General features: G+C 62.0%; 27 protein-coding genes. 11 read left to right on the forward strand and 16 right to left on the reverse strand.

Annotated elements, in window-relative coordinates:
- Window positions 1-2: 2 nt before the first annotated feature.
- The 3 genes from A6U87_RS12440 to A6U87_RS12450 are packed head-to-tail and all read right to left on the reverse strand — an operon-like array spanning window position 3 to window position 1368.
- Window positions 3-554 (reverse strand): DUF4865 family protein, encoded by a 552-nt coding sequence (locus A6U87_RS12440; protein ID WP_065691581.1) that lies wholly within the window; start codon window positions 552-554, stop codon window positions 3-5.
- Window positions 551-952 (reverse strand): cupin domain-containing protein, encoded by a 402-nt coding sequence (locus A6U87_RS12445; protein WP_065691582.1) that lies wholly within the window; start codon window positions 950-952, stop codon window positions 551-553. The genes A6U87_RS12440 and A6U87_RS12445 overlap by 4 nt, the downstream gene beginning before the upstream one ends.
- Window positions 949-1368 (reverse strand): tautomerase family protein, encoded by a 420-nt coding sequence (locus tag A6U87_RS12450; RefSeq protein ID WP_065691583.1) that lies wholly within the window; start codon window positions 1366-1368, stop codon window positions 949-951. Before A6U87_RS12450 ends, A6U87_RS12445 begins: the two co-directional genes overlap by 4 nt.
- Before the next feature lie 108 nt (window positions 1369-1476).
- Between A6U87_RS12450 and A6U87_RS12455 the strand changes: the two genes are divergently transcribed.
- Window positions 1477-2406 carry a LysR substrate-binding domain-containing protein gene (locus A6U87_RS12455; protein WP_065691627.1) on the forward strand — a complete coding sequence of 310 codons (930 nt, stop codon included), beginning with the start codon at window positions 1477-1479 and terminating at the stop codon, window positions 2404-2406.
- Here A6U87_RS12455 and A6U87_RS12460 read toward each other — a convergent pair.
- Window positions 2397-3341, reverse strand: coding sequence for a GlxA family transcriptional regulator (locus A6U87_RS12460; protein ID WP_065691584.1), 945 nt, complete (start codon window positions 3339-3341; stop codon window positions 2397-2399). The two genes, A6U87_RS12455 and A6U87_RS12460, sit on opposite strands and share 10 nt — an antisense overlap.
- Before the next feature lie 118 nt (window positions 3342-3459).
- On the opposite strand from A6U87_RS12460, the gene A6U87_RS12465 reads away from it, so the two are divergent.
- The gene (locus A6U87_RS12465) at window positions 3460-4257 is read left to right on the forward strand and encodes an SDR family oxidoreductase (protein WP_065691585.1); all 798 of its coding nucleotides are present in this window, start codon (window positions 3460-3462) and stop codon (window positions 4255-4257) included.
- 30 nt (window positions 4258-4287) lie between these two features.
- On the opposite strand, the gene A6U87_RS12470 is transcribed toward A6U87_RS12465, so the two are convergent.
- Window positions 4288-5262: a threonine/serine dehydratase gene (locus tag A6U87_RS12470; RefSeq protein WP_065691586.1), complete on the reverse strand. Its 975-nt coding sequence runs from the start codon at window positions 5260-5262 to the stop codon at window positions 4288-4290.
- A gap of 70 nt (window positions 5263-5332) precedes the next feature.
- Window positions 5333-6412 (reverse strand): AraC family transcriptional regulator, encoded by a 1080-nt coding sequence (locus tag A6U87_RS12475; RefSeq protein WP_065691587.1) that lies wholly within the window; start codon window positions 6410-6412, stop codon window positions 5333-5335.
- A gap of 160 nt (window positions 6413-6572) precedes the next feature.
- Between A6U87_RS12475 and A6U87_RS12480 the strand changes: the two genes are divergently transcribed.
- Complete coding sequence (locus A6U87_RS12480) at window positions 6573-7280, forward strand: hypothetical protein (protein ID WP_065691588.1); 708 nt, start codon at window positions 6573-6575, stop codon at window positions 7278-7280.
- Between the two features lie 5 nt (window positions 7281-7285).
- On the opposite strand, the gene ggt is transcribed toward A6U87_RS12480, so the two are convergent.
- From ggt to A6U87_RS12515, 7 genes are all read right to left on the reverse strand, one after another.
- Complete coding sequence (gene ggt, locus A6U87_RS12485; RefSeq protein WP_065691589.1) at window positions 7286-9031, reverse strand: gamma-glutamyltransferase; 1746 nt, start codon at window positions 9029-9031, stop codon at window positions 7286-7288.
- A gap of 114 nt (window positions 9032-9145) precedes the next feature.
- A complete protein-coding gene (locus A6U87_RS12490) occupies window positions 9146-10144 on the reverse strand; it encodes an alpha/beta fold hydrolase (RefSeq protein ID WP_065691590.1) in 999 nt (332 codons plus the stop codon).
- 81 nt (window positions 10145-10225) lie between these two features.
- Entirely contained in the window at window positions 10226-10840 is a 615-nt protein-coding gene (locus A6U87_RS12495) for a hypothetical protein (RefSeq protein WP_065691591.1), read from the reverse strand.
- 108 nt (window positions 10841-10948) lie between these two features.
- A complete protein-coding gene (gene ykgO, locus A6U87_RS12500) occupies window positions 10949-11074 on the reverse strand; it encodes a type B 50S ribosomal protein L36 (RefSeq protein WP_003566454.1) in 126 nt (41 codons plus the stop codon).
- A gap of 176 nt (window positions 11075-11250) precedes the next feature.
- Window positions 11251-12312 (reverse strand): 5-(carboxyamino)imidazole ribonucleotide synthase, encoded by a 1062-nt coding sequence (locus tag A6U87_RS12505; RefSeq protein WP_065691592.1) that lies wholly within the window; start codon window positions 12310-12312, stop codon window positions 11251-11253.
- Window positions 12309-12803 carry a 5-(carboxyamino)imidazole ribonucleotide mutase gene (purE, locus tag A6U87_RS12510; protein WP_065691593.1) on the reverse strand — a complete coding sequence of 165 codons (495 nt, stop codon included), beginning with the start codon at window positions 12801-12803 and terminating at the stop codon, window positions 12309-12311. The genes A6U87_RS12505 and purE overlap by 4 nt, the downstream gene beginning before the upstream one ends.
- Window positions 12804-12820: 17 nt before the next feature.
- Window positions 12821-13024 carry a YdcH family protein gene (locus A6U87_RS12515; RefSeq protein ID WP_065691594.1) on the reverse strand — a complete coding sequence of 68 codons (204 nt, stop codon included), beginning with the start codon at window positions 13022-13024 and terminating at the stop codon, window positions 12821-12823.
- Between the two features lie 229 nt (window positions 13025-13253).
- Here A6U87_RS12515 and A6U87_RS12520 point away from each other — a divergent pair, with 229 nt between their 5' ends.
- Window positions 13254-13427, forward strand: coding sequence for a YdcH family protein (locus A6U87_RS12520; protein WP_065691595.1), 174 nt, complete (start codon window positions 13254-13256; stop codon window positions 13425-13427).
- A gap of 92 nt (window positions 13428-13519) precedes the next feature.
- Here A6U87_RS12520 and A6U87_RS12525 read toward each other — a convergent pair whose 3' ends face one another.
- Both A6U87_RS12525 and A6U87_RS12530 read right to left on the reverse strand, forming a co-directional pair.
- Window positions 13520-13780 (reverse strand): helix-turn-helix transcriptional regulator, encoded by a 261-nt coding sequence (locus A6U87_RS12525; protein ID WP_065691596.1) that lies wholly within the window; start codon window positions 13778-13780, stop codon window positions 13520-13522.
- 68 nt (window positions 13781-13848) lie between these two features.
- Complete coding sequence (locus A6U87_RS12530) at window positions 13849-14613, reverse strand: sulfite exporter TauE/SafE family protein (protein ID WP_065691597.1); 765 nt, start codon at window positions 14611-14613, stop codon at window positions 13849-13851.
- Between the two features lie 107 nt (window positions 14614-14720).
- Here A6U87_RS12530 and A6U87_RS12535 point away from each other — a divergent pair, with 107 nt between their 5' ends.
- The gene (locus A6U87_RS12535; RefSeq protein ID WP_065691598.1) at window positions 14721-15374 is read left to right on the forward strand and encodes a thiamine phosphate synthase; all 654 of its coding nucleotides are present in this window, start codon (window positions 14721-14723) and stop codon (window positions 15372-15374) included.
- Window positions 15375-15384: 10 nt separating this feature from the next.
- A complete protein-coding gene (locus A6U87_RS12540) occupies window positions 15385-16467 on the forward strand; it encodes a tetratricopeptide repeat protein (protein WP_065691599.1) in 1083 nt (360 codons plus the stop codon).
- 3 nt (window positions 16468-16470) lie between these two features.
- Here A6U87_RS12540 and A6U87_RS12545 read toward each other — a convergent pair whose 3' ends face one another.
- A complete protein-coding gene (locus tag A6U87_RS12545; protein ID WP_065691600.1) occupies window positions 16471-18207 on the reverse strand; it encodes a methyl-accepting chemotaxis protein in 1737 nt (578 codons plus the stop codon).
- Between the two features lie 343 nt (window positions 18208-18550).
- On the opposite strand from A6U87_RS12545, the gene A6U87_RS12550 reads away from it, so the two are divergent.
- Genes A6U87_RS12550 through A6U87_RS12570 form a run of 5 tightly spaced genes read left to right on the forward strand, consistent with a single transcriptional unit; the run spans window position 18551 to window position 23530 of the window.
- Window positions 18551-18880, forward strand: a complete 330-nt coding sequence (locus A6U87_RS12550) for an STAS domain-containing protein (protein ID WP_244499479.1) — start codon at window positions 18551-18553, stop codon at window positions 18878-18880.
- Entirely contained in the window at window positions 18877-19245 is a 369-nt protein-coding gene (locus tag A6U87_RS12555; protein ID WP_065691601.1) for a response regulator, read from the forward strand. The genes A6U87_RS12550 and A6U87_RS12555 overlap by 4 nt, the downstream gene beginning before the upstream one ends.
- Entirely contained in the window at window positions 19242-21302 is a 2061-nt protein-coding gene (locus A6U87_RS12560) for a chemotaxis protein CheA (RefSeq protein WP_065691602.1), read from the forward strand. The genes A6U87_RS12555 and A6U87_RS12560 overlap by 4 nt, the downstream gene beginning before the upstream one ends.
- A complete protein-coding gene (locus A6U87_RS12565) occupies window positions 21299-21802 on the forward strand; it encodes a chemotaxis protein CheW (RefSeq protein WP_056820852.1) in 504 nt (167 codons plus the stop codon). The genes A6U87_RS12560 and A6U87_RS12565 overlap by 4 nt, the downstream gene beginning before the upstream one ends.
- Window positions 21803-21832: 30 nt before the next feature.
- The gene (locus tag A6U87_RS12570) at window positions 21833-23530 is read left to right on the forward strand and encodes a methyl-accepting chemotaxis protein (protein ID WP_065691603.1); all 1698 of its coding nucleotides are present in this window, start codon (window positions 21833-21835) and stop codon (window positions 23528-23530) included.
- Window positions 23531-23637 lie beyond the last annotated feature (107 nt).

Raw genomic sequence — 23637 nt, forward strand, 5'->3', positions numbered from 1 at the left:
CCTTAGGGCAGGGACACGTGCCCGACCCGATAGATCTGGCCGGCTCCCGCGATCAACGGGGCCGAGCGATGCAGGCTGAAGCGCACGGCCGTCCAGCTTGTCGGCTCGAAAGCCGAGACCGATGCAAGGACATCAGCCTGTCTCGCTTGCCGTTGTGCCTGTCTGCTCTCCTCGTCTTTGATCTCGGCAAGCGAGGCGTAGGGCTCGATACACACGATCTCCTCAGTCGCGAATTTGGCCTCTGCCACCGCAGGCATGGTTTCCGCGTGCCAGACAATCCAGGTCTTCACCCGGGGCCAGCCGAAGGATTGCGTCAGTGCTTCGAAGCCGGGGCCGGTGAGGAAGTCGCTGGCACGCTCCGGCTGCTGCCAGAGATAGAAGGGTGCGTAGAGGTTTTCGCGCGAGCCGAACTCGCCCTTGCGGGCACTGAGGTAGGCCTTGAAGCCGAGGCCGGGAAAGCCGTCGAGCATCGGTCCCTTGTCGCGGATGCGCCGGTCGATGATCGACATGTCGTAATCGGCCGGCAGGGTGAAGCTGTATTGCATCGCCATCATGAGAGAACCTCCACCGGCTCCAGCCAGTCGACGATGCGGCCGGCCTCGCTTACCTGGATGCTGATGTAGCTGAACGGGCTGTCAGGCGTCGCGCCATGCCAGTGCTTTTCGCCGGCGGCGAACCAGACGGCATCTCCGGCGCCCAACTCCTCCACGACGCCGCCTTCGCGTTGCGCCAGCCCCTTGCCCGATAGAACATAAAGCAGCTGCCCGCGCGGATGCGAATGCCAGCGCGTGATCGTGCCGGGATCGAGGCTTGCGCGCATCGCGGTGTTCTCGCCATCGACCGCGCCTTCCAGCAGCATCTCGACCCAGAAGGGCGCGGTGGCAATATCGGCGGGCGAGCGGACGGCGTTGCCCGGACGAATGACAGTCATGCGTTCAGGGTTGCCCATCATGCGGCACTCCCGAAGGCGCGGGCTTCCCAGCCAGGTTCGATCATCTGCGCCTTGCCGTCGCCGAACGACCATTCATCCGGCGATGTGGTGGTGACGACGATCATGATGTCTTCCGGCCGGATGCCCGGGGATGCCCCGAGAAGTTCGGCGGCGCGCTTGAAGAAGGCCTGTCGCGTTTCGGTCGAGCGCGGCTTGCCGGCGGTGATGGCGAACAGCACGAAGTCGTCGGAACGCGGCCCGGCTAGATAGTTCCGGTCGAAGATCAGTTCACTCGGTTCATGCTGGTGGATGACCTGAAAGCGGTCGGCAGGCGGGACATTGAATGTCTCGACCATTGCCTGATGGATGCTGTCGGAAACGGCGCAAAGATAGTCCGGCGACTTGCCGCGCAGGAGAGAGATACGAACAAAAGGCATGACTGCCTCCTCTGAGTGAATTCTTGACAGGAGGAGCATCGCACATCACGATAATGCGAAAAATCAGAATTAAATGAACTTATGATCCATAAAAACGGGATTATATCGATGCGACGGACGATCTTCGATCTCGATGTGCTCAGGACCTTCGCGACGGGAATGGAGCTCGGCAACTTCGCGAGAGCGGCCGACCGGCTCGGCCGTTCGACCTCGGCCGTCAGCGCTCAGTTGAAGAAGCTGGAGGAGCAGGCGGGCACGCCGATCTTCCGCAAGGCCGGACGCGGGCTCGCGCTCACCGATGCCGGCGAAACGATGCTGGCCTATGCGCGCCGCCTGCTGGAGCTCAACGACGAGGCGGCCGCAGCGGTGCAGAGCGTCGAACTCGAGGGTTGGGTCAGGCTCGGATTGCAAGAGGATTTCGGCGAAACGCTTTTGCCCGAGGTGCTCGGCCGTTTTGCGCGCGCGCATCCGAAGGTCCGCATCGAGGCGCGGGTGGTGCGCAATGTCGAGCTGATCGAGCGCGTGACCACGGGCAAGCTCGATCTGGCGCTGGCCTGGAGCGATGGCACGCTGACACCCCATTGCGAGAAGATCGCGGAGGTGCCGATGCGCTGGATCGGACCGGCGGATGGGGCGGTCGACTGGAATCTCGGCAGCGGCGAGCCGGTACCGCTCGCCTCGCTCGAGGCTCCCTGCCTGTTGCGCACCGCGGCGACCAAGGCGCTCGATACGGCGGGCATTCCCTGGCGGCTTGCCTTCGTCAGTCCGAGTCTTGGGGGATTGTGGGCAGCGACGGCTGCCGGGCTCGGTATCAGCATCCGCACGCCGATCGGGCTGCCGCGGAAGGTGAAGCCGCTCGTCGCCGCCGATACCGGCCTGCCCGATCTTCCATCGCTCGGCCTCGTCCTGCATCGCTCCGAAGCGGAGCCCGGGCCGGCGGCGGCGCGGCTTGCGTCCATCATGCTCCAATCGGTCCGGGAGGCTGTCGCCGATGCGGTGCCATCGGCCATCCAGCCGGCTGCGAGAGCCTATGCCTGATATTCGCGCTGCGCGTTTCGTCGGATCGCCTGCGGCGGCTGGCCGAAGGCGCGCAGGAAGGCGCGGCGCATCCTCTCGCGATCGGCGAAGCCTGTTTCGGTGGCAACGACATCGATCGGGTGCCGGCCCTGTTCCATCATCAGGCGGGCCGCTTCGAGGCGAAGGTTCTCCACTGCCTTGGCCGGCGATTGACCTGTCTCCGCACGAAACGTCCGGCTGAACTGGCGGGGGCTGAGTGCGGCCGCCTCCGCCAGCTCCTCGACAGACAGCGTGTTCTTCAGGTTGCCGCGCGCATGCGCCAGCGCCTTCTGAATGCGATCCGATTTCGGCTCCAGTTCCAGCAGCGCCGAGAACTGCGACTGGCCGCCGGCGCGGCGATGGTAGACGACGAGCTTGCGGGCGACGGCGCGGGCGATATCGGCGCCGTGATCCTTCTCGACCATGGCGAGCGCCAGATCCACTCCGGCCGTCATGCCCGCCGAGCTCCAGACGGAGCCGTCGATGATGAAGATGCGATCCTCCTCGATCCTGACCTTGGGGTAGCGCGATTGCAGCTCGCGGGCGAGGAGCCAGTGGGTCGTGGCGCGACGGCCATTGAGGGCACCCGCGTCGGCGAGCAGAAAGGCGCCGGTACAGATCGAGGCGACGCGGCGGGAGGCGGCAAGCGCGTCGCGGATGAATTCGCTCTCTCCTGGAGTCGGCAGCTTGATGCCGACGGCGCCCGACACCAGTACCGTATCAAAAGCGGGATCGTCGAACTGCGTCGTTTCCATCGTGACGCCGAAGGAGCCCCGTATCGGGCCGCCGGTCTCCGAGAGATAGGCGATCTCGTAGGCCTGTTCGCCGAGTTCGAGGTTGGTGAACTCGAAGGCTGAGATAGCGGCGAGGCTCATCATCTGAAAGCCGGGAAAGAGCAGGACGGCGATGCGCTGCATGGCTCAAAACTCCGTTTGTCCTAAAAGGTGGTTTATATGACATTCAAGACATTGGCAATCAGGCGTAAAACTTTCCTCAAGCCAACAGCAGGCGCTGTTGCCAACTTGGAGAACGACAATGACCGAACAGCACAAAGGAACCGCACTCGTTACCGGTGCGTCATCGGGGATCGGTGCGATCTATGCTCAGCGGCTCGCAAAGCGCGGCTATGATCTCATCCTGGTCGCCCGCAATACGGAGCGGCTTTCAGACCTTGCGACCAAGCTGACACGGGAAACGGGCAGGACGATTGAAACCATTCCGGCCGATCTCGGCAAGAAGGCAGATCTGGCGCGTGTCGAGGCGGTGCTGAAGAGCGATCGCAGCATCACGCTTCTGGTCAACAACGCCGGCGTCGGCGGCACCGCGCCGCTGCTTGCCTCCGACGTCGACAAGATGCAGGCAATGGTCGATCTCAACGTCACGTCGTTGATGCGGCTGACCTATGCGGCCGTGCCCGGCTTCGTTGCCCGTGGTGGTGGCGCGATCATCAATATCGCGTCGATCGTGGCGATCGCGCCCGAGGTGCTGAACGGCGTCTATGGGGCGAGCAAGGCTTTCGTTCTTGCCTTCAGCCAATCGCTGAAGCATGAGCTGGCGGACAAGAACATCCGCATCCAGGCGGTGCTGCCGGGAGCGACCGCGACCGAATTCTGGGGCATCGCCGGCACGCCGGTCGAGCATCTGCCGACCGACATCGTCATGCAGGCCGAAGACATGGTGGACGCCGCCCTTGCCGGTTTCGACCAGGGCGAGTTCGCGACCATTCCGGCCCTTGAGGATGCCGGATTGCTCAAGGCTTACGAGGATGCCCGCCAGGCGCTGATGCCGAACCTGTCACGCGCGTCACCGGCGGTGCGCTACAAGGCCGCCTAAGAGAAAGGGTGAGGCAGGCCTAGCCTGCCTCTATCCGTGCCGGGCCAGTGCCTCGGCGAAGATATCGGCGTCGACGTTGCCTCCCGAGGTGACGACGACGACGTTGTCGTCTTCCAGCTCATCGCCGTGGAAGAGCGCTGCAGCGAGTGCCACCGCGCCGCCGGGTTCGACAACGATCTTCAGTCTGACAAAGGCAAGCGCCATGGCGCGAAGCGCCTCTTCGTCGGTCACGACGACGCCGGCGCCCGAGAGGCGCTGCAGGATCGGGAAGGTGATGTTGCCGGGCTGCGGTGTGATGATCGCATCGCAGATGGAGCCGGTCATCGTCGCGTTGCGCTCGATCTTGCCTGAGGCCAGCGACCGCGTGAAATCGTCGAAACCATCGGGTTCGCAGGGGCGCACGCGGAATGCCGGGGCGCTGGCTTCGAGTGCCAGCGCAATCCCCGACGACAGACCGCCACCGCCGCAAGGCACCAGCACCTCGGCCGACTTGACGCCTTCCTCTTCCGCCTGCTCGGCGATCTCGAGACCCGTCGTGCCCTGGCCGGCGATTACCTGCGGCTCGTCGAAAGGCTTGATGAGGGTCAGCCCGCGCGCGGACGAAAGCTCGGCGCCGATGGCATCGCGATCCTGTGTCGCACGGTCGTAGAGCACGACTTCCGCGCCGAGCGCGCGCGTATTGGCGATCTTCAGCCTCGGCGCATCGGCCGGCATGATGATGACGGACGGTACGCCATGCAGCTTGGCGGCGAGCGCCACGCCCTGCGCGTGATTGCCCGAGGAGAAGGCGATGACGCCGCGGCTGCGAACGGCCGTATCCAGCGCGGAAACAGCCGACCAGCCGCCACGGAACTTGAACGAGCCGGTGTGCTGCAGGCACTCGGCCTTCACGAACACGCGCCGGCCGGCAATTTCGTCGATGAACGGGGAGGACAGAAGCGGCGTGCGGCGCGCATGTCCGCGCAGGCGGGCGCGGGCTGCGACGATCATTTCAATGCTGACCATGAAAAGCTCTTTCAGATGATAATCCCGACATGCATAGGATGGCGCAGGCCTGTTGTGAACGGCGACTTTGTCACGGTGACACGAAAAGCTTCCTCGCGACAGGCGGATCGAACGTCGTTGGCTTGCCGGGGTTGCGGCGTCTGAATTCGGTGGGATTGGTGCCGGTGACGCGCAGGAATTCGCGATTGAAGTTCGATTTGCTGATGAAGCCGCAATCGAACATCAGCCGTGTCACCGGCTCATCGCTGCCAGCCAACAGCTCGCAGGCCGCGCGGATGCGGAAATCATTGACATATTGCGACACGCTCATGCCGTGCACGCGGTTGACCGCAACCGAGACGCGGCGAGCCGGCAGGTTCATCTTGCGCGCGATGCGGCCGAGATTGAGCTCGGGATCACGGTAGAGCTGCCGGGATTGCATGAGGTTGTCCAACGAGCGAGCGACCGCGCCGTCTTCTTCCGTCGGTCCCAAGGTCGCTAACAGGGGTGCTGAGGGTGGGGAAGCGGACGTTTCCAAGGATTGGCTGCTGCTGGCGACAACCGCAGCAGTGCCGAGAACCAGCAGCGAGATGACATTGCCGACCGCGACAACCGCGCCGGCATGGGCGCCGCCTGTCCGGTAGAAGTCGAAGCTGATGACGATGTCAGCAGTGGCGGAGGCGAGCAGCGCGAAGCCGGTAATCAGCAGAGCGCGATAGGAAAGCAGGGCGCCGTCGAGCCGCGAGGAGGCCAGTCCGTCGGGACCGTGCCGCGCCAGCCAGAAGAGCGCGAAGCCATAGCCTGTGAAGGTAATGGTGACGACGATCCCCACGGGATCACGCCAGAAGATCATCAGCACCAGCACGAGAGAGGCCGGCAGGAGGTGTGGCGAAAGACGTAGCCACGAAGCGGGCGTCTCCCGCGCCAGGTGGCTGAAACCGATCCAGGCAAAGGCAGCGATGAGCGTGGCGAGCACCGCCTGGGCAGGCATCAGCGCGATGATGTCATAGCCCCAGCGCAGGCCGATCAGGATCGATTGCAGAGCGTAGAGCGCGGTCAGAATCAGGAACGGGCGTCTTTCAGGCGCCATGCCGTCGGTTTGCCGCACCATGCGCACGAGCAGGATGAGAAGCAGCAGTGTGACGACGAAGGGCAGCGGCACGAAAATCATGGGGTCGGGTCCCGATACAGGCAGAGAGATATCAGCACGACAATGACCTCGATCGCAATCGCGGGCGACCCGGATTGCGATCAAGGTCTCGATTTTGCGCGCCTCGGAAGAACCTGGGCTCGCCGTTCGATGGGAGCGGCGTCGCACAAGGAGACAGGCGATGACGATATTCATAGTGATACCAATGCTGCTGATGACACTGGTTTCGGCTTTTGCCGATGGCTGGAAGACCGGGGAGGTGCTCGACGTTTCGGCGATCCGCTCTGTTGTCATCAGCGGCGATGCCAGCTCGATCAAGATCAGCACGAAACCCGAAGAGCCCTATCGCGCCGAGACGCGCGGCCGGCGCGACGGCTGGTTCAGTCGCTGGTATTCGAGCTGGTTCTTCAACGGTTGCCAGGACCAGAGCCGGATGCAGATCGAAGGCACGAAGCTGCGGATCGCGGTTGCCTCGTCGAAATGGTTCGATCTTTCCGATTGCTCGCCGGAGGTGCTTGCCAATATTCCGCCCGGTGGTGCCGTTCGCGTGGACCAGCAGGCGGTCATGGCACGGTTCGACGGTGATTTTGCGAGCCTCGGGCTCGCCGCCAAGGCCGCCGATATCACGCTTCAGGGGCATGTCTCGAGCGTGAGCATCGATAGCGCCGCGGTCCGGGCGCATCTGGTCTACGACCGGTTGACTGCAGACGAGACGGTGGCGGTGATCGCGTATTCCATCGACAGCTATTTCGATTTCGGCAAGGATGTGCCGGTCGATTATACCGTGACCGCCAAGGCGTCGCTGATCGACAGCGCGCGGCCGAGCGTTGCGGGCGCAAAGCCTGTCGTGACGATCAAGGCCGAATACGCCCGCACGACGATCCGCTGATGGCGTCAGTAGCCGCCGGCCGAGCCCTCGACCGCGCGGCTGTCCATGGCGCCATTGTAGCGCGCGTCACCGCCTTTCTCGATGCCGGCAAGGCTCTTGCCGCCAACGAGAATACCGGCGGCCTGGCCCCATTGCAGCGGGCCGCTGCCATCGTCCAGTGTGTGGCCCATCGATATCAATGCCCGGATCGTATCGGGAGAGAGGGCGTAGGGTTCGAGATAGATCTTGTCCGGCTGCCATTGGTGGTGGATGCGCGGCGCGTTAACTGCCTGGCTGATGTCCATGCCGAAGTCGATGACGTTCAGGATGGCTTCCAGCGTGATGGTGATGATGCGCGAGCCGCCGGGGCTGCCGATCACCATGAAGGGCTTTCCGTCCCTGGTCACGATGGTCGGGCTCATCGAGGAAAGAGGCGTCTTCTTCGGCGCGATGGCGTTGGCTTCGCCCTGAACGAGACCATAGAGGTTTGGAACGCCGGGCTTGGAGGTGAAATCATCCATCTCGTTGTTGAGCAGGATCCCGGTGCCCGGGGCCACGACGCCGGCGCCGAAATTGCCGTTCAGCGTATAGGTAACAGCGACGGCGTTCCCTTCATCATCGATGATCGAGTAGTGCGTGGTCTCGACGCTTTCCTTGGCGCCCATCGGTTTCAGGTTGGCCGAGGTGCCGGATTTGTAGGTGTCGATCTTTGCGCGGATGGCTTTGGCGTACCCCTTGTCGAGCAGCGTCGTCACCGGGTTGTCGACGAAATCGGGATCGCCGAGGGCGGCGTTGCGGTCCACATAGGCGTAGCGCATGGCCTCGACCATCAGATGCACGGTCTCGGCCGAGCCGTAGCCGAGGAAGGAGAGTGGGTAGCTTTCCAGCACGTTCAGGATCTCGCAGATGATGACACCGCCGGAGGAGGGGGGAGGAGAGGAAATGATATCGTAGCCGCGATAATTGCACTCGACAGGCTTGAGTTCGCGCACGGCATACTGCTCGAAGTCTTCCTTCGCCAGCAGGCCGCCCGTGGTCTGGCTTGCCTTGACGATCGCTTCCGCTGGGGCGCCCTTGTAGAAGGCGTCCGGTCCCTTTTCCGCAATGGCCGAGAGTGCTGTGGCAAGGTCAGGCTGCAACAGTTTTTCGCCGGAGGCGTAGGGGCTGCCATCCGACTTGAGGAAGATCTTCGCCGCGGCTTCGTCCTTTGCCAGCCGCTTGGCGCTGGCGGCGAGGAGCGCGGCATCCCCTTGTCCAAGCGTGAAGCCCTCCTGCGCAAAGCGGATGGCCGGCGCCAGCAGCGCCGCCCGGGGCTTCGTTCCATACTTCTCGCGTGCGGTCTCGAAACCCATGACAGAGCCGGGCACGCCGACGGCGAGATAGCCATCCAGACTTGCACGGGGCACGATGTCGCCCTTGGCGTCGAGGTACATCGTCTTGGTCGCTGCAAGCGGAGCGCGCTCGCGGAAATCCAGGAACGTGCTTCGTCCGTCCTTCAGGCGGATCGTCATGAAGCCGCCGCCACCGATATTGCCCGCGCTCGGATAGACGACAGCCAGCGCATAACCGACGGCGACCGCCGCATCCACCGCATTGCCGCCGCTCTTCAAGACATCGACGCCGACGTCAGTGGCGAGATGCTGGGCGGTCACGACCATCCCATGTTCGGCCTCTACAGGTGCAGGCGAGGCGGCAAACGCCGGCACCAGCGGCGAGACGGCCAGCGACAGGGCGGCGAAAGCAGCAACGAATCTCATGCGAATGCGGTCCATGACTTCCCCTCGAAGGACGGCGATGAGGAGAATATGGGATGCCCCTCCGATGGGGCAATGATCGATCGCTCGCTCAAGCGATCCGCTGGCCATCGTCGAAAGACAGTGGCGGCGTCAAGCGCGTTGATGCGCTAGTCGCTTTTCGGCTGCACGCGCGGCAGCCTGGAGGTCGCGGGGCTGTCCCGCGATCTTCTCCAGCGCCGCGATGGCGACGTCGGTTGCGAGGTAATCCGGCTTGTGGCCGACGCCCCTGATCTTCACCAGTTCCGATCCCGGGATATCGCGGGCCAGACCCTGAGAATGAAGGTGTTCCCAGACAATGGCATCGCTATCTCCGGTGATGATCACCGTCGGCGCCGTGATCCTGGCATAGGACGGCGATTGCACCTTGAGGTAGCTCAGCAGGCGCGCGAGATCCGAGGCGTTGTGGTGGAACGTATCGGGTCGCAGCACCAGGGAGGGGCCTGTCTTCGCGACGTAATCCACCGGACGCGGATTGGGATGGAAAACGTTGATCGTGCCTCGCTCAAGTTTCAGCAGGCCGAGCGGCACGACGAAGGCGTGATTGAATATCCAGCCGACAATAGGCGCGGTGGCCGCGTGGTAGTACCAGTCGATGCCACCCGGCCAAGGGTGGGTGGCCGGTGCGAGAAACAGCAGTCCCGCCGTCTTGTCCGGGTGGCGCACGCCAAAGGCGGCGGCAATGGCGCCGCCGAACGAGTGGCCGACAATGATGGCTTTCTCGATGCCGTGCTTGTCCATCAATGCGGCAATCGCATCGGCTTGGCCGGAGGGCAAATTGTTCTCCGGGCCGCCGCGCTCGGAATAGCCGTGGCCGGGGCGATCGACGAAGAGCATTTCGGCACGCCCTGACAGTGGTTCGAGGAAGGCGCCGACCTGATCGAGCAGGTTGCCGCTTGCGCCGTGAAGGAAGACCAGAGGCGGGAGATCGGCAGAATCGGGGCGTGGAACATGCACCGCGTTGATCAGGTAGCCGATATCGGTCAGTTCTCCGATGTTGGGGTGGGTCCGCTCGAACTGGCGCGCCTTGTAGGAGGAGTAGCCGATAGCCGCGGCCAACGGGGCAAGAAGGGTGGAAAGTTCGGCAAGCATCTCAACGACTCACGGGCAATCTCGCAGCCATACTCAGGTTCGGCATACGTAAGATTGGCTCATCCGGTTCACCGTCAAGGATCAGGTGCGGCTGCCGGCGAGCTTTTCGGACAGGGTGTTCATCTGTTCCTGCGCACTGCGGTTGGCGGGATAGACGTCGAGGAACCGTTCCCAGGCCTTCAACGCCAGCTGATCGTTGTTGGTGTCGCCCAAGATCGCCGCCATGCCGGACAGGGCGCCGAAATGGCGGGGCTCGAGGTCGAGGACCCGTTCGATGTCAGCCATCGACTTGCGCAGGTTGCCGTTTGCGTAGTTCAGCGTCGCTCGCCGATTCCAGCTTTCCGCATAGTTGGGTTTCAGGGCGATCGCCTGATCGAGGAAGTCCAAGGCGGCTGCGGTGCGTTTTTCCTGGATCGCCTTGTCCGCCCACTGCATCAGCAGATTGACCGTCGCGCTGCCCGAGTCGTTCCACTCGGCGCGGATTTCGTCGGCGATGCTGCTCGCCTTGTCGGGATCGCGCTCGCGCTTCAGTTCAGCATAGAGCTGGTCGAGATGCTGTCTGGGGGAAAGGTTGACGTCCGGCTGCTCGACAATCGTCTCCTTATCCTGAGCAATGGCAGGCAAGGCGGTCACGAGTACAGCGAGGGACAGCGGCAGCGCCGCAAACGTCATGGCAAAAAAACGCATGGCGGGCATAGTAGCCCGCCAACGCAGAAGATCAAAGCAATTTAACGGGACCAACTGTGCAATCCCCCGGACTGGCTCAGGCGCAAAAAATGCTGCCGAACCATCCGGCCTGCTATATCAGCCCTGACGAGCCTTGAAGCGTGGGTTCAGCTTGTTGATGATGTAGATGCGGCCCTTGCGGCGAACCAGGCGGTTGTCACGATGACGAGCCTTGAGCGACTTGAGCGAATTCTTGATCTTCATTGTTTTGATCCGCGAGTTTGGGGGAATTCACATTCGCCCGTATCTTTTACATTCAAAAGCGCGCTCAGGGCGCGCTCTTCAGGTTGGGCGTGCAGATAACCCGGCCTCTTGTCTGTGTCAACCACGTGAAGGTGTTTTTCCCGTGGCGAAGGCTGGATTAGTCGAGGAAAAACCTCTTACTTTGCTGCCAGCGTCGTCACGTGACCCATCTTGCGACCGGGACGAGATTCCGTCTTGCCATAGAGATGGACGAGCGTGTCGCGGCGCTTCAGCCAGTCGTTCAGCGCCAGGATATCGTCGCCGACTAAGTTCTGCATCACGCAGTCCGAGTGACGGTCCGCATTGCCGAGAGGCAGGCCGCTGACGGCGCGAATGTGCTGCTCGAACTGGGAGACAACGCAGGCCGCTTCCGTCCAATGGCCGGAGTTGTGGACGCGCGGCGCCATCTCGTTGGCAATCAGGCTGCCGTCGGCAAGCACGAAGAACTCGATGCCGATCACACCGACATATCCAAGTGTCGACAGGATCTGCTCGCCGGCCTTGCGGGCCGCGGCGGCTGTCGCGTTGGTGATGGATGCCGGTACCGTCGAGGTATGGAGGATGCCGTTGCGGTGGACGTTTTCGGCGGGGTCGTAGCAAACGACGATTCCATCCGTGCTGCGCGCGGCAATGATCGAGATCTCACGTTCGAAGGCCACGAAGCTTTCGAGGATAAGGGGAACGCTGCCCAGTGCGGCGTAGGCGCCGTCGGCGCTGTCATCGCTGGAACGGAAAACCTTCTGGCCCTTGCCGTCATAACCGAGGCGGCGCGTCTTCAACACGCCCTGGCCGCCGAAATCCGCCAGGGCGGCCTCGAGGTCTGCCTGGCTGTCGACGGTGTGGAACCTGGCGGTCGGGATGCCGCAATCGTTGATGAAGCGCTTTTCGATCAGGCGATCCTGAGCGGCATCCAGAGCCTTTGGCGGCGGATAGACAGGAACGGTCTGCGCCAAGGCTTCCGCGGCCGAGACGGGGACGTTCTCGAATTCGTAGGTGATGACATCGCAAACCGTGGCGAGCTCTTCGAGGGCAGCCGGGTCGTCATAAGCCGCCACGATCTGGCCGTTGGCTACCTGTGCCGCCGGGCAATCGGCTTGTGGCTCGAGAATGATGGTGCGGAAGTTCAGGCGTGCAGCAGCCATGGCGAGCATGCGGCCAAGCTGGCCGCCGCCGATGATGCCGATCGTTCTTACAGTCATAGGTCGTCCATGGGGTATTCGGCGATCGCCGCGCTCTGGCGCTCGCGCCACTCGTCAAGCCGGTCTGCGATCTCGTCGTCGGAAAGGGCCAGCACGGCGGCGGCAAGGAGAGCAGCGTTGATCGCGCCTGCCTTGCCGATCGCCAGCGTGCCGACAGGGATGCCGCCAGGCATCTGCACGATGGACAGAAGGCTATCCTGGCCGGACATCGTCTTTGACTGAACCGGGACGCCGAAGACGGGGAGGGGGGTCATCGAGGCGGTCATGCCGGGCAGGTGTGCGGCGCCACCGGCGCCTGCGATGATGACCTTGAAGCCTTCCGCCTTCGCACCCTTGGCGAAGTTCACCATCCGGTCAGGCGTACGGTGCGCGGAGATGATGCGTGCATCGTAGGTGATTTCGAGCGCCTCGAGCGTATCGGCGGCATTCTTCATCGTTTCCCAGTCGGACTGGCTACCCATGATGATGGCAACCGGCGGCCTGTCTGTCATCGTCACCACAGTTTTCCTCAGGCTATGATATCAGGAATGATCTGATCTTCGAGCTTGCTCAGCTTGTCCTTGATGACAAGCTTTTTCTTTTTCATCCGCTGAATGCGCAAGGCATCACAGCCGGTCGCAATCATGGCATTGATGGCGGCATCGTAATCTTCGTGTTCCTGACGCAGACGCGCCACGATAAGCCTGATTTCCGCCTGTTCCTGATCGGGCATTCGCATTCCCCATGATCGCCGCCGGACGCTGTCCGTCGTGCCGATGATTTTCGCATGCTCCTATCACCAAATAGCGGGAACGGCTAGTTGGTGTCGATCATGAATTTGCCACGTACTCTCCTTGTTTTCGCCTTCGACAAGCCTTCAAAAATGTGTCACACTTTAAAGGTTGACGCCTTGGATCTCCGGCGGTGTTGGCTGGAGAAAGGTAAGAGGAAGGAAGGGTCAAATGACTGTTCAAGCTCATCTTGAATCACTCCAGAAAAAGCATGGCGCTCTTGAGGAGGAGCTGCATCTGCTTATGACATCTCCCTCCAGAGACGACCGTGAGGTTGCCGAGTGCAAGCGCAGAAAATTGCGCATCAAGGACGAGATTGAGCGTCTCAAATCATCCGTTCATTAACGGAAACCAGGATCGTATCGAACGATCTGCAGGGTCTTATGCGCCGGTTCCAACTAAATGGAACTGGCGCATTTTCGTTTCAGGAGACGAGGTCAGGCCCAGAATTGATCAAGCCAGATGTTCAGCCGGTCGAAACCACGATTGTTGACGGCGTAAATTCGCTTTGTGCCATCAGCGGTTACCGAGACAAGGTTGCAATCGAGCAATGCCTTGAGGTGTTGGGAAACGGCGGGGCGGCTGATCGGCAGGCCCACGGCCAGTTCATTCACGGTCTTTGGTGCACGCCGCAATTCTTCCAGCAGGAAGCGGCGGTGTGGGTCGGCAATCGCAGTAAAGGGATCCGCGTTCGACATGAGCGAAAGCTACGTGAAAGAGCTCGATCCGGCAAGGAAATTGTGCGGCGCAACGAAACTGCAGATAGTTAAAATCCGAGGCCCTCGCGTGCGATCAAAATGGCGGCGATCAGCGCCATCGCATAGATGAACGGATAGAAGATCGTCGGCTTCATGCGCCGCACGCACCATGCGCCGGCAATGGTGGCGAGTGGAGCAAACGGCAGCAAGGTCGCCGAGGTCGCCAGATTTTGCGTGTCGAGCTGGCCGAGTGCAAAATAGGGAACAAGCTTGACGGCGTTCAGGATTGCAAAGAAGCGAACGCTGGTGCCGGTATATTCCCGCGGCGGCAGCTGCAAGGGCAAGGCGTAGATCTGGAACGGCGCGCCGCCGGCATGGGCAACAAAGCTGCCGTAACCCGATAGCGTGCCCCACATGGTGGCAAGCAGCGGCCGTTGACCATGGGGCGGTGTGGCCTTTCCTGCTCCGGGCCCGAAGTTGTTCCAGAAATAGCGCAGGCAGAAGAGAATGGTCACGACGCCGATCACGACGCGGAGAACATTTCCGGGAACGAGGGCCGATGTGGCCCAGCCAAGTGCTATGCCGGCGATCGCGCCCGGCAGCATGATCGTCAGCGTCGCGTTGTCGCCATGCTTGCGCCAGACGACGAGTGAGATCATGTCCATGAAAACCAGGATCGGCAGAAGGATTGCGGCTGCCTGAACCGGGGAGACCACGAGGGCCAAAATCGGAAGGCCGATGAGTGAAAGCGCATCGCCCATGCCGCCCTTGGCGAGGCCGACAAGCAGGACGGCAGGCACGGCGGCGTAGTAGAATGACAGGTCTTGCGGCATGCTTTTGAAATCCTCCCCTTGCCAGCCCCCTCTAACGGAATTACTCACACAAGACGAGTGCGGAGCGGCCGGGAAGCGGCGAAATCCGCTGCAAATGGAAAGAGTTCATGGCCGAACCTGCAAACCGCTGCCGCCTAGTTCTGATCGTTCCTGAGATCGCCGACGCGGACGAACAGGCAAAGATCGTCGCCGACGCCCTCAAGGGTGGCGACGTCGCCTCCGTGATCGTGCCGCAATACGGTCTCAACGACGGCGAGTTCCAGAAACATGCCGAGAAGCTGGTGCCGCTGATCCAGAACGCCGGAGCGGCGGCTCTAATCGCGGGGGACAGCCGCGTCGTCGGTCGTTCGAGGGCCGACGGTCTGCATCTCACCGGCCCCGCGACGGAGATTGCCGAAGCGATCGACAAATATGCCGACAAGCTGATCGTCGGCGGCGGCAATGCGGCGGACCGGCACCATGCGCTCGAAATCGGCGAGGAGCGGCCTGACTATATCTTCTTCGGAAAGCTCGAAGGCGACATCAAGCCGGAAGCACACCCGAAGAATCTGGCGCTTGCGGAGTGGTGGGCATCGATGATCGAGATTCCCTGCATCGTCATGGGTGGCACCGATCCGGCGTCGGCGCTTGCCGTCGCGGAGACCGGCGCCGAGTTCGTGGCGCTGCGGCTTGCGGTATTTGCGGAGCCGGCGCGTGCGCCGGCAATCGTCGCGGAAATCAATGCGCTTTTGGACGAAAAAGCGCCACGGTTTGAGGATTGATATCCCGCCCATGCCGATCATGAGCCGTTATTTGCGCATTTCCACTTTTGCCGCCGCCGTTGCCGTGGCGGCGATTGCGCATGACGTGTCGGCTCAGACGGTCGACAATGTTGTCACACGGCCGCTGTCCGGTTCGCAGGGGGCGCTGAAGAGCGGCCGCCCTCAGGCTGATGGCACTGTGCCATCGACCGGCGTCGGCGTTTTCGACCGCATGGGCGCAAAATTGCCGGATCTGCCACCGGAGAAAGACTACAAGGGGCCAGTCGATGAGGCATATGGCGCCTATCAGCGCGGCTACTACCTGACCGCGATGGATCTGGCGCTGCCGCGTGCCCAGCTCGGAGACGCTGCCGCTCAGACGCTTGTTGCTGAACTTCTGACCGGCGGTCTGGGTGTCCGGCGCGATGTCAAGAATGGCGCCTTCTGGTACGGCAAGGCTGCCGAGGGCGGCGATGCCGCGGCGATGTTCAAGTACGCCCTGATTCTCATGGAGGGCAGGATCGTCAAACGCGACAAGGCACTTGCGGATGAGTACATGCGCAAGGCCGCGGATGCCGGCAACCCGTCGGCACAGTTCAACTGGGGGCAGATCCTCACGGCGGACAACCCCGGCCCGAAAGGCCTGAAGCTTGCCCTGCCTTACTACGAGAAATCTGCCGAGCAGGGCATTGCCGATGCGCAATATGCCGTTGCCGAGATCTATTCGGCGCTGCCCGATCTGCCACAGGAAAAGAAGCAGCTTGCCCGCGAGTGGATGGCCCGTGCCGCGCATGCCGGGTTTGATACGGCGCAGGTCGATCTTGGAGTCTGGTTCGTCAACGGGACCAACGGGCCCAGAGATTTCGTCAAGGGCTTCCAGTGGCTGAGCATTGCCGCCAACGACGGAAATGTCGTTGCGCAGAACAAGCTTGCCCATCTCTATATCAATGCACTGGGCACCAAGCCCGACCCTGTCGAAGCCGCGAAATGGTATGTGCTGTCGCGCCGCGCCGGCCTCGCTGATCCGGCGCTGGAAGATTTCTACCTCGGGATCAACGACGATCAGCAGAAGGCGGCGATCGACGCCGCCAACAAGTTCCGTCGTCGCCGCTGATCCTTAGAACAGCGCGTCCGCGAAGAGGTCGTCGTCCTCGGCCGCTGCACTGGCGGTTTCCTCGACCTGCGTTGCCGCCTCTTCAGTCGCTGGAACGATATCGCGATGCACGGTGCGTTCCTGCGCCATGGTGTAGAGCTTGAATATCCTCTTATCGAGCGGAGCGACGGCTTCCGCGATGTCGGAGATATCGGCGATCTCTGCCCCGGCGATCTCTTCAAGCACGTCGGCACATTGCGCCAGAACGTCGCCAAGGTCGCTCTGGAAGTCCAGCTTTGACGTCAACAGGCTGATCTTGCTGGCAACTTCGCGACCGTGCTCCGACAGGATCTTGAGTTCGTCTTCCATGGTGTCGGCAGCGGAGCGAATGTTGCTGACCGCCGAGGTCAGATCCTCGGCAAGGCCGCCAGAACCATTTCCGTTGGTCGGCACGACGTTGCCGGCAGCCGCTTCCAGGGCGGGAAGGCCGGTGACGATAGCATCGGCGGAATCGTCCAGCTTGCCGGCGAAGATGCGCAATTCCGCGGTGACGACGTTGATCGATTTGCCTTCCTCGCCCAGCCTGCTGCAGCGCAGGTTGGTGTTCAAGGCCATGTAGTGAATGTCGGTCTTGACGGCGCGGATGTTGCCGATGCTCTGCAGAAGTCTGGCGGCCGTGCCGAGCGTCGACTGACCGACCCGGTCTGCCTGCTGCGTGGCGGCATCGACCTGCTTGACGATCTCGTGCGCGGCCGAGACGCTGGTCTCCAGGGCGCGCATGAAGTTGCCGCCGCCTCCGCCGCTCATCTGGTCGCGAAGCCGCATGATCTCCTGCGTATCATGGCTGAAGCTCGCGATCGTCTTGACGACGTTTTGTGAATCCCTGTGGAAGTCCTTGCACATGTCATTCATCTGCGCGGCGGTCAGATGGTGGATGACGTTCTGCAGACGCTTGCGCGCGTCGCCGTCAAGGCTCGCGCTTTCATCGCCAGCCAGGAATGTTTCGAGGAGTTCGAACGTGCTCTGCACGTGCTCGATGCGTTGGCGAGTGATGTCGCCGATCTGCAGGGCCGACAGCGTAGAAGCCACCTTGCTCTGGATGCCGCGGGCAACGGCGGACACATCACGGGCGACCGCGGCGAGATGCTGGCGGTGGTCGGCGATCTTGCGGGCGTCGTCATGCAATGCCTTGGCGACCTCAGGCACGGTCTCCGAGTATTTGAGGGCGATATTGGTGCCGAACGCCAGGGCGGTCTTGACGTCCTTTTCCAGGCTTTCGAGGTGGCGGGCGAAGCCGTTGACCTCTTCGGTCCCCGAGGAAATGCGTTCCAGGATTTCCTGGGCGAAGCCGGCAAATTCCGGCAGGCCGGCGCCGGTGATCTTCACGGTGACGGCAAAGGTGCGCAGGTAGCGCATCGTCTCCTGCATGTCGGCGACGTGCTTGCGCAAGGCGTAGCTGGTCTCTGCCAGCGAAGAAAGCGCGCCCTGGCGGGCTCTCTCTACACCTGGAAGGTCGGTGAGGCTCTTTACGGTCGAGCGCAGATCCGCGCCCGTATCGCTCGACTCGTTGGTGTCCAGTGCCTTGGAAATGCTGTCGAGGGAGTTCAACAGGCGGTTGAGTACATCCATCACCGACAGCAGCACGGTGCCGCCTTCGAGAAAGCGTGCCTCAACCTGACTTCTGGCAGATTCGAGCGTCTCGCTGATGCTCGATCCCGACGTCTGAAATGCGGTTAGTGCCGATGTCGCCCCGTTTGTCACGTTATTTCCTTTACTTATAACACTGGCAATTTCCGCGTCAGTTTTAGGAGCGGTGTGGAAACGTCAGGTAAACGGAACCGGACTCGCAGGCGTTGTGCTTAACGGAGCATGAAAACGCGGCCCTTTTCGGCGCCGAACATGGTTTATTCGCGTTAACATGCTGCTTATAAAAGCTTTTTTCCAATGTGAGTGTGCCTCGTTATAAGTTCTCCCGGGTAAGAATTCGGGGAGTCCAGACTCGTCGTAATTGCATTCCACCACAACCGAATTTTACTCGTCGTTAAGGCTGTCATGAGATTCGTCTTTAGGTCGAAAAAGTATTTCTCCGTCCCAGGAGGCTGAGTTGAGTGCGAGTGGACAATATATTGATTCTATTTCCCTGCCTGACGTTCTAAGTATTAGAAACGTTTCAGATTTGAAGCAGAGAATTACTGAATCTTTCTCGAGTAACAATTCCGTTATTCTTGATATTCCTGAAAATGCCGAAGCGGATCTGAGCTTCATTCAGCTTGTCGAATCCGCGCGACGCCAAGCCAAAGCGGCCAACAAGACGCTCGCGCTTGGTGCTCCGGCCAAGGGACACGTCCTTAAAGTCCTCGAGCGCGCAGGCTTCATTGAAGCGTTCAACGGCGACGACACAAAATTCTGGTTGCATAAAGAGGTGACGCTATGAGCGCAAACATTCTGACTGTCGATGACTCCGCAAGCATTCGTCTGACCACGAAGGTCACGCTGACCAACGCAGGCTACTCCGTCACGGAAGCGGTCAACGGCGCGGAGGGGCTTGCGACTGCCAAGTCGGCGCACTTCGACCTCATCGTGACCGATCTGAACATGCCGGTCATGGACGGCCTGACGATGATCGAGGAACTGCGCAAGCTGCCGACACACACCGGCGTTCCGATCATCTTCCTCACCACGGAATCCGACGCCGACCTGAAGGCGCGCGCCAAGGCCGCCGGCGCGACCGGTTGGCTGACCAAGCCCTTCGATCCGGAAAATCTGGTGAAGATCGTCAGGAAGGTATTAGGCAGATGAGTACGCTCGACCCTGTAGCGGTCTTTCGCACCGAAGCGGCGGAATGCCTCGAAACGATCGAGGCCGGTCTTCTCGACCTGACGCACCAGCTTGACGACAAGGATCTTGTCGACGCGGTCTTCCGCGGCCTTCACACGTTGAAGGGCTCGGGCTCGATGTTCGGATTCGATGCGCTTGCGGCCTTTACGCACCATTGCGAAACGGCATTCGACCGCGTTCGCAAGGGCGAGGTGCCGGCAACGGCGGAACTCGTGGCCGCCGTTCTGGCCGCTCAGGATCATATGCGCGCGCTCGTCGACCAGCCGGACGCCGATCATGGCGACACCGGGCAGAAGCTACTGGCGCAGCTGCAGGCTGCGGTTGGCGAGAAAGCCACTGGCGCTGCGGCGGCTGCGGTCACACCTGTCGCCGTTGCTGCGCCGGTCGCAGAGGCCAAGAAGAAGACCACCTGGCGCATCCGCTTCAGCCTGCCTTCGAACGCGATGGCGAACGGCACCAATCCGCTGGGCCTGCTTGATGAACTGCGCGATCTCGGCGAATGCAGCGTGCGGGCGAATACCGCCGGCATTCCGCCGCTCGACGAACTCGTGCCAACGGAACTCTACGTCGCCTGGGACGTCGTGCTCACCAGCGAGCAGGACCGCTCAGCGATCGATGACGTCTTCATCTTCGTGATGGACGACATGGAACTGGATGTTCAGGAAATCGCAGCGCCTGCCGCGGCCGAGGCCAAGGCTACGCCTGCTCCCACCGCTGCCGTTGCGACGCTGCCGGTTGTCCCGGTCCAGCCTGTTGCCGCCGCCGTGCCGGAGTTCAAGCCGGTGGAAGCGGTTCCCGTCAAGCGCGATGCCGCCGCTGCTAACGACCAGCGTCAGGCCAAGGCCGCCGAAAATGTTCGCGTCCCGGCCGAGCGCCTGGACGAGCTGATGGATCGTGTCGGCGAATTGGTCATCGCGCAGTCCCGTCTCAGCCAGCTCGCAGGCGCCAGCACCGACATTGCGCTTCGTTCGGTGTCGGAAGAAATCGAGCGCCTGTCCGGCGAGCTTCGCGACACGATGATGGTGCTGCGCATGGTGCCGGTGGCAACGCTGTTCTCGCGCTTCCGCCGCCTCGTTCACGATCTCGCCCGCGAGACCGGCAAGGTGATCGAACTGGTGACCGAGGGCGAAAGCACCGAAGTCGACAAGACGGTTATCGAGCGGCTCGCCGATCCGCTGGTGCATCTGGTGCGCAACTCCATCGACCATGGGCTTGAGACGCCCGAGGATCGTCTGGCGGCAGGCAAGCTCGAAGCCGGTACCGTGACACTGTCCGCCCGGCAGGCCGGCGGCGAAGTCATCATCTCGATCAAGGACGACGGCCGCGGTATCAACCGCGAGCGAGTGCGTGCAAAGGCTGAATCCTCCGGCCTCATTTCGCCCGGCCAGCCGCTGTCCGACAGCGAGTTGCTGCAGCTGATCTTCGCGCCGGGGTTCTCGACCGCCGCTGCCATCACCAACCTGTCCGGCCGCGGTGTCGGCATGGATGTCGTCAAGAAGACGGTCGAGGCCCTTCGCGGCGCGATCGACATCGAAAGCGTGCCGGGGCAGGGGTCCGAGGTTTCGCTCCGCATCCCGCTGACGCTGGCCATCATCGACGGTCTCCTGGTGCGGGTCGGTTCCGGTCGCTACGTGATCCCACTCTCGGCGGTCGAGGAATGCCTTGAGCTGTCGCTGGAAGAGGATCTGCGTTCGCGCGGTCGCAGCTTCATTTCGCTGCGAGACAGCCTCGTTCCCTTCCTGCGCCTGCGTGATCTGTTCCGCACCGGCACCAAGCCGGATGTGCATCAGAAGGTCGTGGTCATCTCCACGGGCACGGAACGCGTCGGCCTCGTGGTCGACCAGATCATCGGCGACCACCAGACGGTCATCAAGTCGATGTCCAAGCTGCACAACGACGTCGCGACCTTCTCCGGCGCCACCATTCTTGGCGATGGCAGCGTTGCCCTCATTCTCGACGTCGGCCACCTCGTGGCCGCCGGTCAGCAACAGGAAACACAGATGCGGGTGGCAGGATGAGCGCGGCAGTCGAAAAGATCGATCATCATTGGAATTACGCCGATGAAGTGGAGGTCCTGACCTTCGACATGAACGGCGAGACCTTTGCGCTCGAGGCTGTCATGGTTCAGGAAATCCTGGACCTGCTGCCGGAGACGGCCGTGCCGGGTGCGCAGCCCTTCGTCGCCAGCGTCATCAACTTTCGCGGCAAGGTCATTCCCCTTGCCGATCTTCGCCTGGCCTTCGGAATGGAAGGCACGGAAGCCACCATTGACAGCCGCATCATCGTTATCGAGATCGATATCGAAGGCGAGACAACGCTCGTCGGGCTTCGGACCGACAAGGTCAACGAGGTGACGACGCTTGCGAGGACCGCAAGCGAGCCGCCACCAAGCGTCGGAATGCGTTGGCGTCCCGACTACATCAACTGCCTGGTCAAGCGAGGAGGGGAATTCATCATTCTCCCCAACCTGCAGGCAATCTTTTCAGCTCGGCACGATGCTTCGGGATCCGCCGCCTGAAGCGTCGTCGAATAAAAAGGGGTTTTTATTATGCGATTGACGATCAAGACAAAGCTGGTGACCGCGTTCACCTTTATTATCCTCATGCTCGTGGGCACCGCTGCCTACGGCATCTTTAGCCTGGGCAAGATCAACGACACGCTGGGTGAACTGCTGGCAGGGCCAGCCGCACGCCTGGAATTGACGCAGGCCGTAAACATTGCCGAGCTAGAGGTTATCCGCCAGCAGAAGAACCTCGTCGCTGCCCGTGACGACAAGGAAATGAAGGGCGCGTTTGAAAGTGGCGATGCCGCTCGCAACGACCTGACCACGGCGCTGACATCGGTTATCGCGATCGCGGAATCGGAAGATCGCGCCCGCTGGGTCGAGATCGAGGCGATTGCCAAGAAGTTCATCGCCGCCGACGACCAGATCAGGCAGTTGCTGCAGGCTGGCGACAAGGATGGCGCCACCGCTGTTTCCGTTGGCGACGCACGCCAGTTCGCCCATCAGATGGACGGTGCGCTTGACGGCATGCTCGTCGTTGAGAAGCAGAAGATGCAGGAAGCCGACGACAGCGCCGATCAGCAGTATGCGTCGACCCGTCTGACGCTCATTGTTGCCGCTGCGGTGGCTACGCTGATTGCCGCCATTACCGCTTTCTGGATCGCGAACACGATCAGCAAGGGTCTTGCCCGCGCCAACACCGCTGTTCGCGAAGTTGCCGAAGGCGACCTGACGAAGACTGCCGAGATCACCAACCGTGACGAAATCGGCGAGCTCCTCGGCAACGTCAACTTGATGATCGAGCGTCTGCGTGGTGTTGTCGCCGATGCGCTCTCGGCGTCGGAAAACGTCTCGGCCGGCAGCCAGGAACTCTCGGCCAGCTCCGAGCAGGTTTCCCAGGGTGCGACCGAACAGGCCGCATCCGCCGAAGAAGCCTCCGCTTCGATGGAGCAGATGGCTGCCAACATCAAGCAGAACGCCGACAACGCGGCTCAGACAGAAAAGATCGCTCGCCAGTCCGCGAAGGATGCCGAGGAGAGTGGAGCAGCCGTTTCGCGTGCGGTCGATGCCATGCGCACGATTGCCGAGAAGATCGGCATCGTCCAGGAAATCGCTCGTCAGACCGATCTTCTCGCTCTGAACGCAGCGGTCGAAGCAGCGCGTGCCGGCGAACATGGCAAGGGCTTCGCGGTTGTTGCCTCGGAAGTTCGCAAGCTGGCTGAGCGCAGCCAGTCGGCAGCCGCTGAAATCAGCGCGATGTCGAGCGATACCGTCAAGGCAGCAAGCAATGCCGGCGACATGCTCGGCCGTCTGGTGCCTGACATTCGCAAGACCGCCGAACTGGTCTCCGAAATCAGCGCCGCTTGCCGCGAGCAGGACATCGGTGCCTCGCAGATCAACGAAGCGATCCAGCAGCTCGACAAGGTGACACAGCAGAACGCTGGCGCATCGGAAGAGATGTCGGCGACGTCGGAGGAACTGGCTGCCCAGGCTGAGGAACTGCAGGCTTCGATCGCCTTCTTCAAGGTCGATACCGCAGGCACCAAGACCGGCGTCCGGAAGGTTGCGGCAAACACCGCTTCGAAGCCTGCCGCACGCCCTGCCAAGCCCGCCTTCGGCAGCAACAACAACACACATGCCCGCTCGGTTTCGGCCCAGCAGGCACGCGTCAAGGGCTTCGCGCTCGATATGTCGATGGGCGGCCCCGATGCCGGCGACGACGACTTCCGCGAAAGCGCCTGATCAGTGACAACGCCGTGGCCAGGCGACTGGCCGCGGCACCGCAGATGCCAACGGATGTAAACGTTGGAAGCGTGGCTGGCACCGCCACCCGCTCACGCAAGAGTAGA

The sequence above is a fragment of the Rhizobium sp. AC44/96 genome (assembly GCF_001692185.1).
Lineage (GTDB): Bacteria > Pseudomonadota > Alphaproteobacteria > Rhizobiales > Rhizobiaceae > Rhizobium.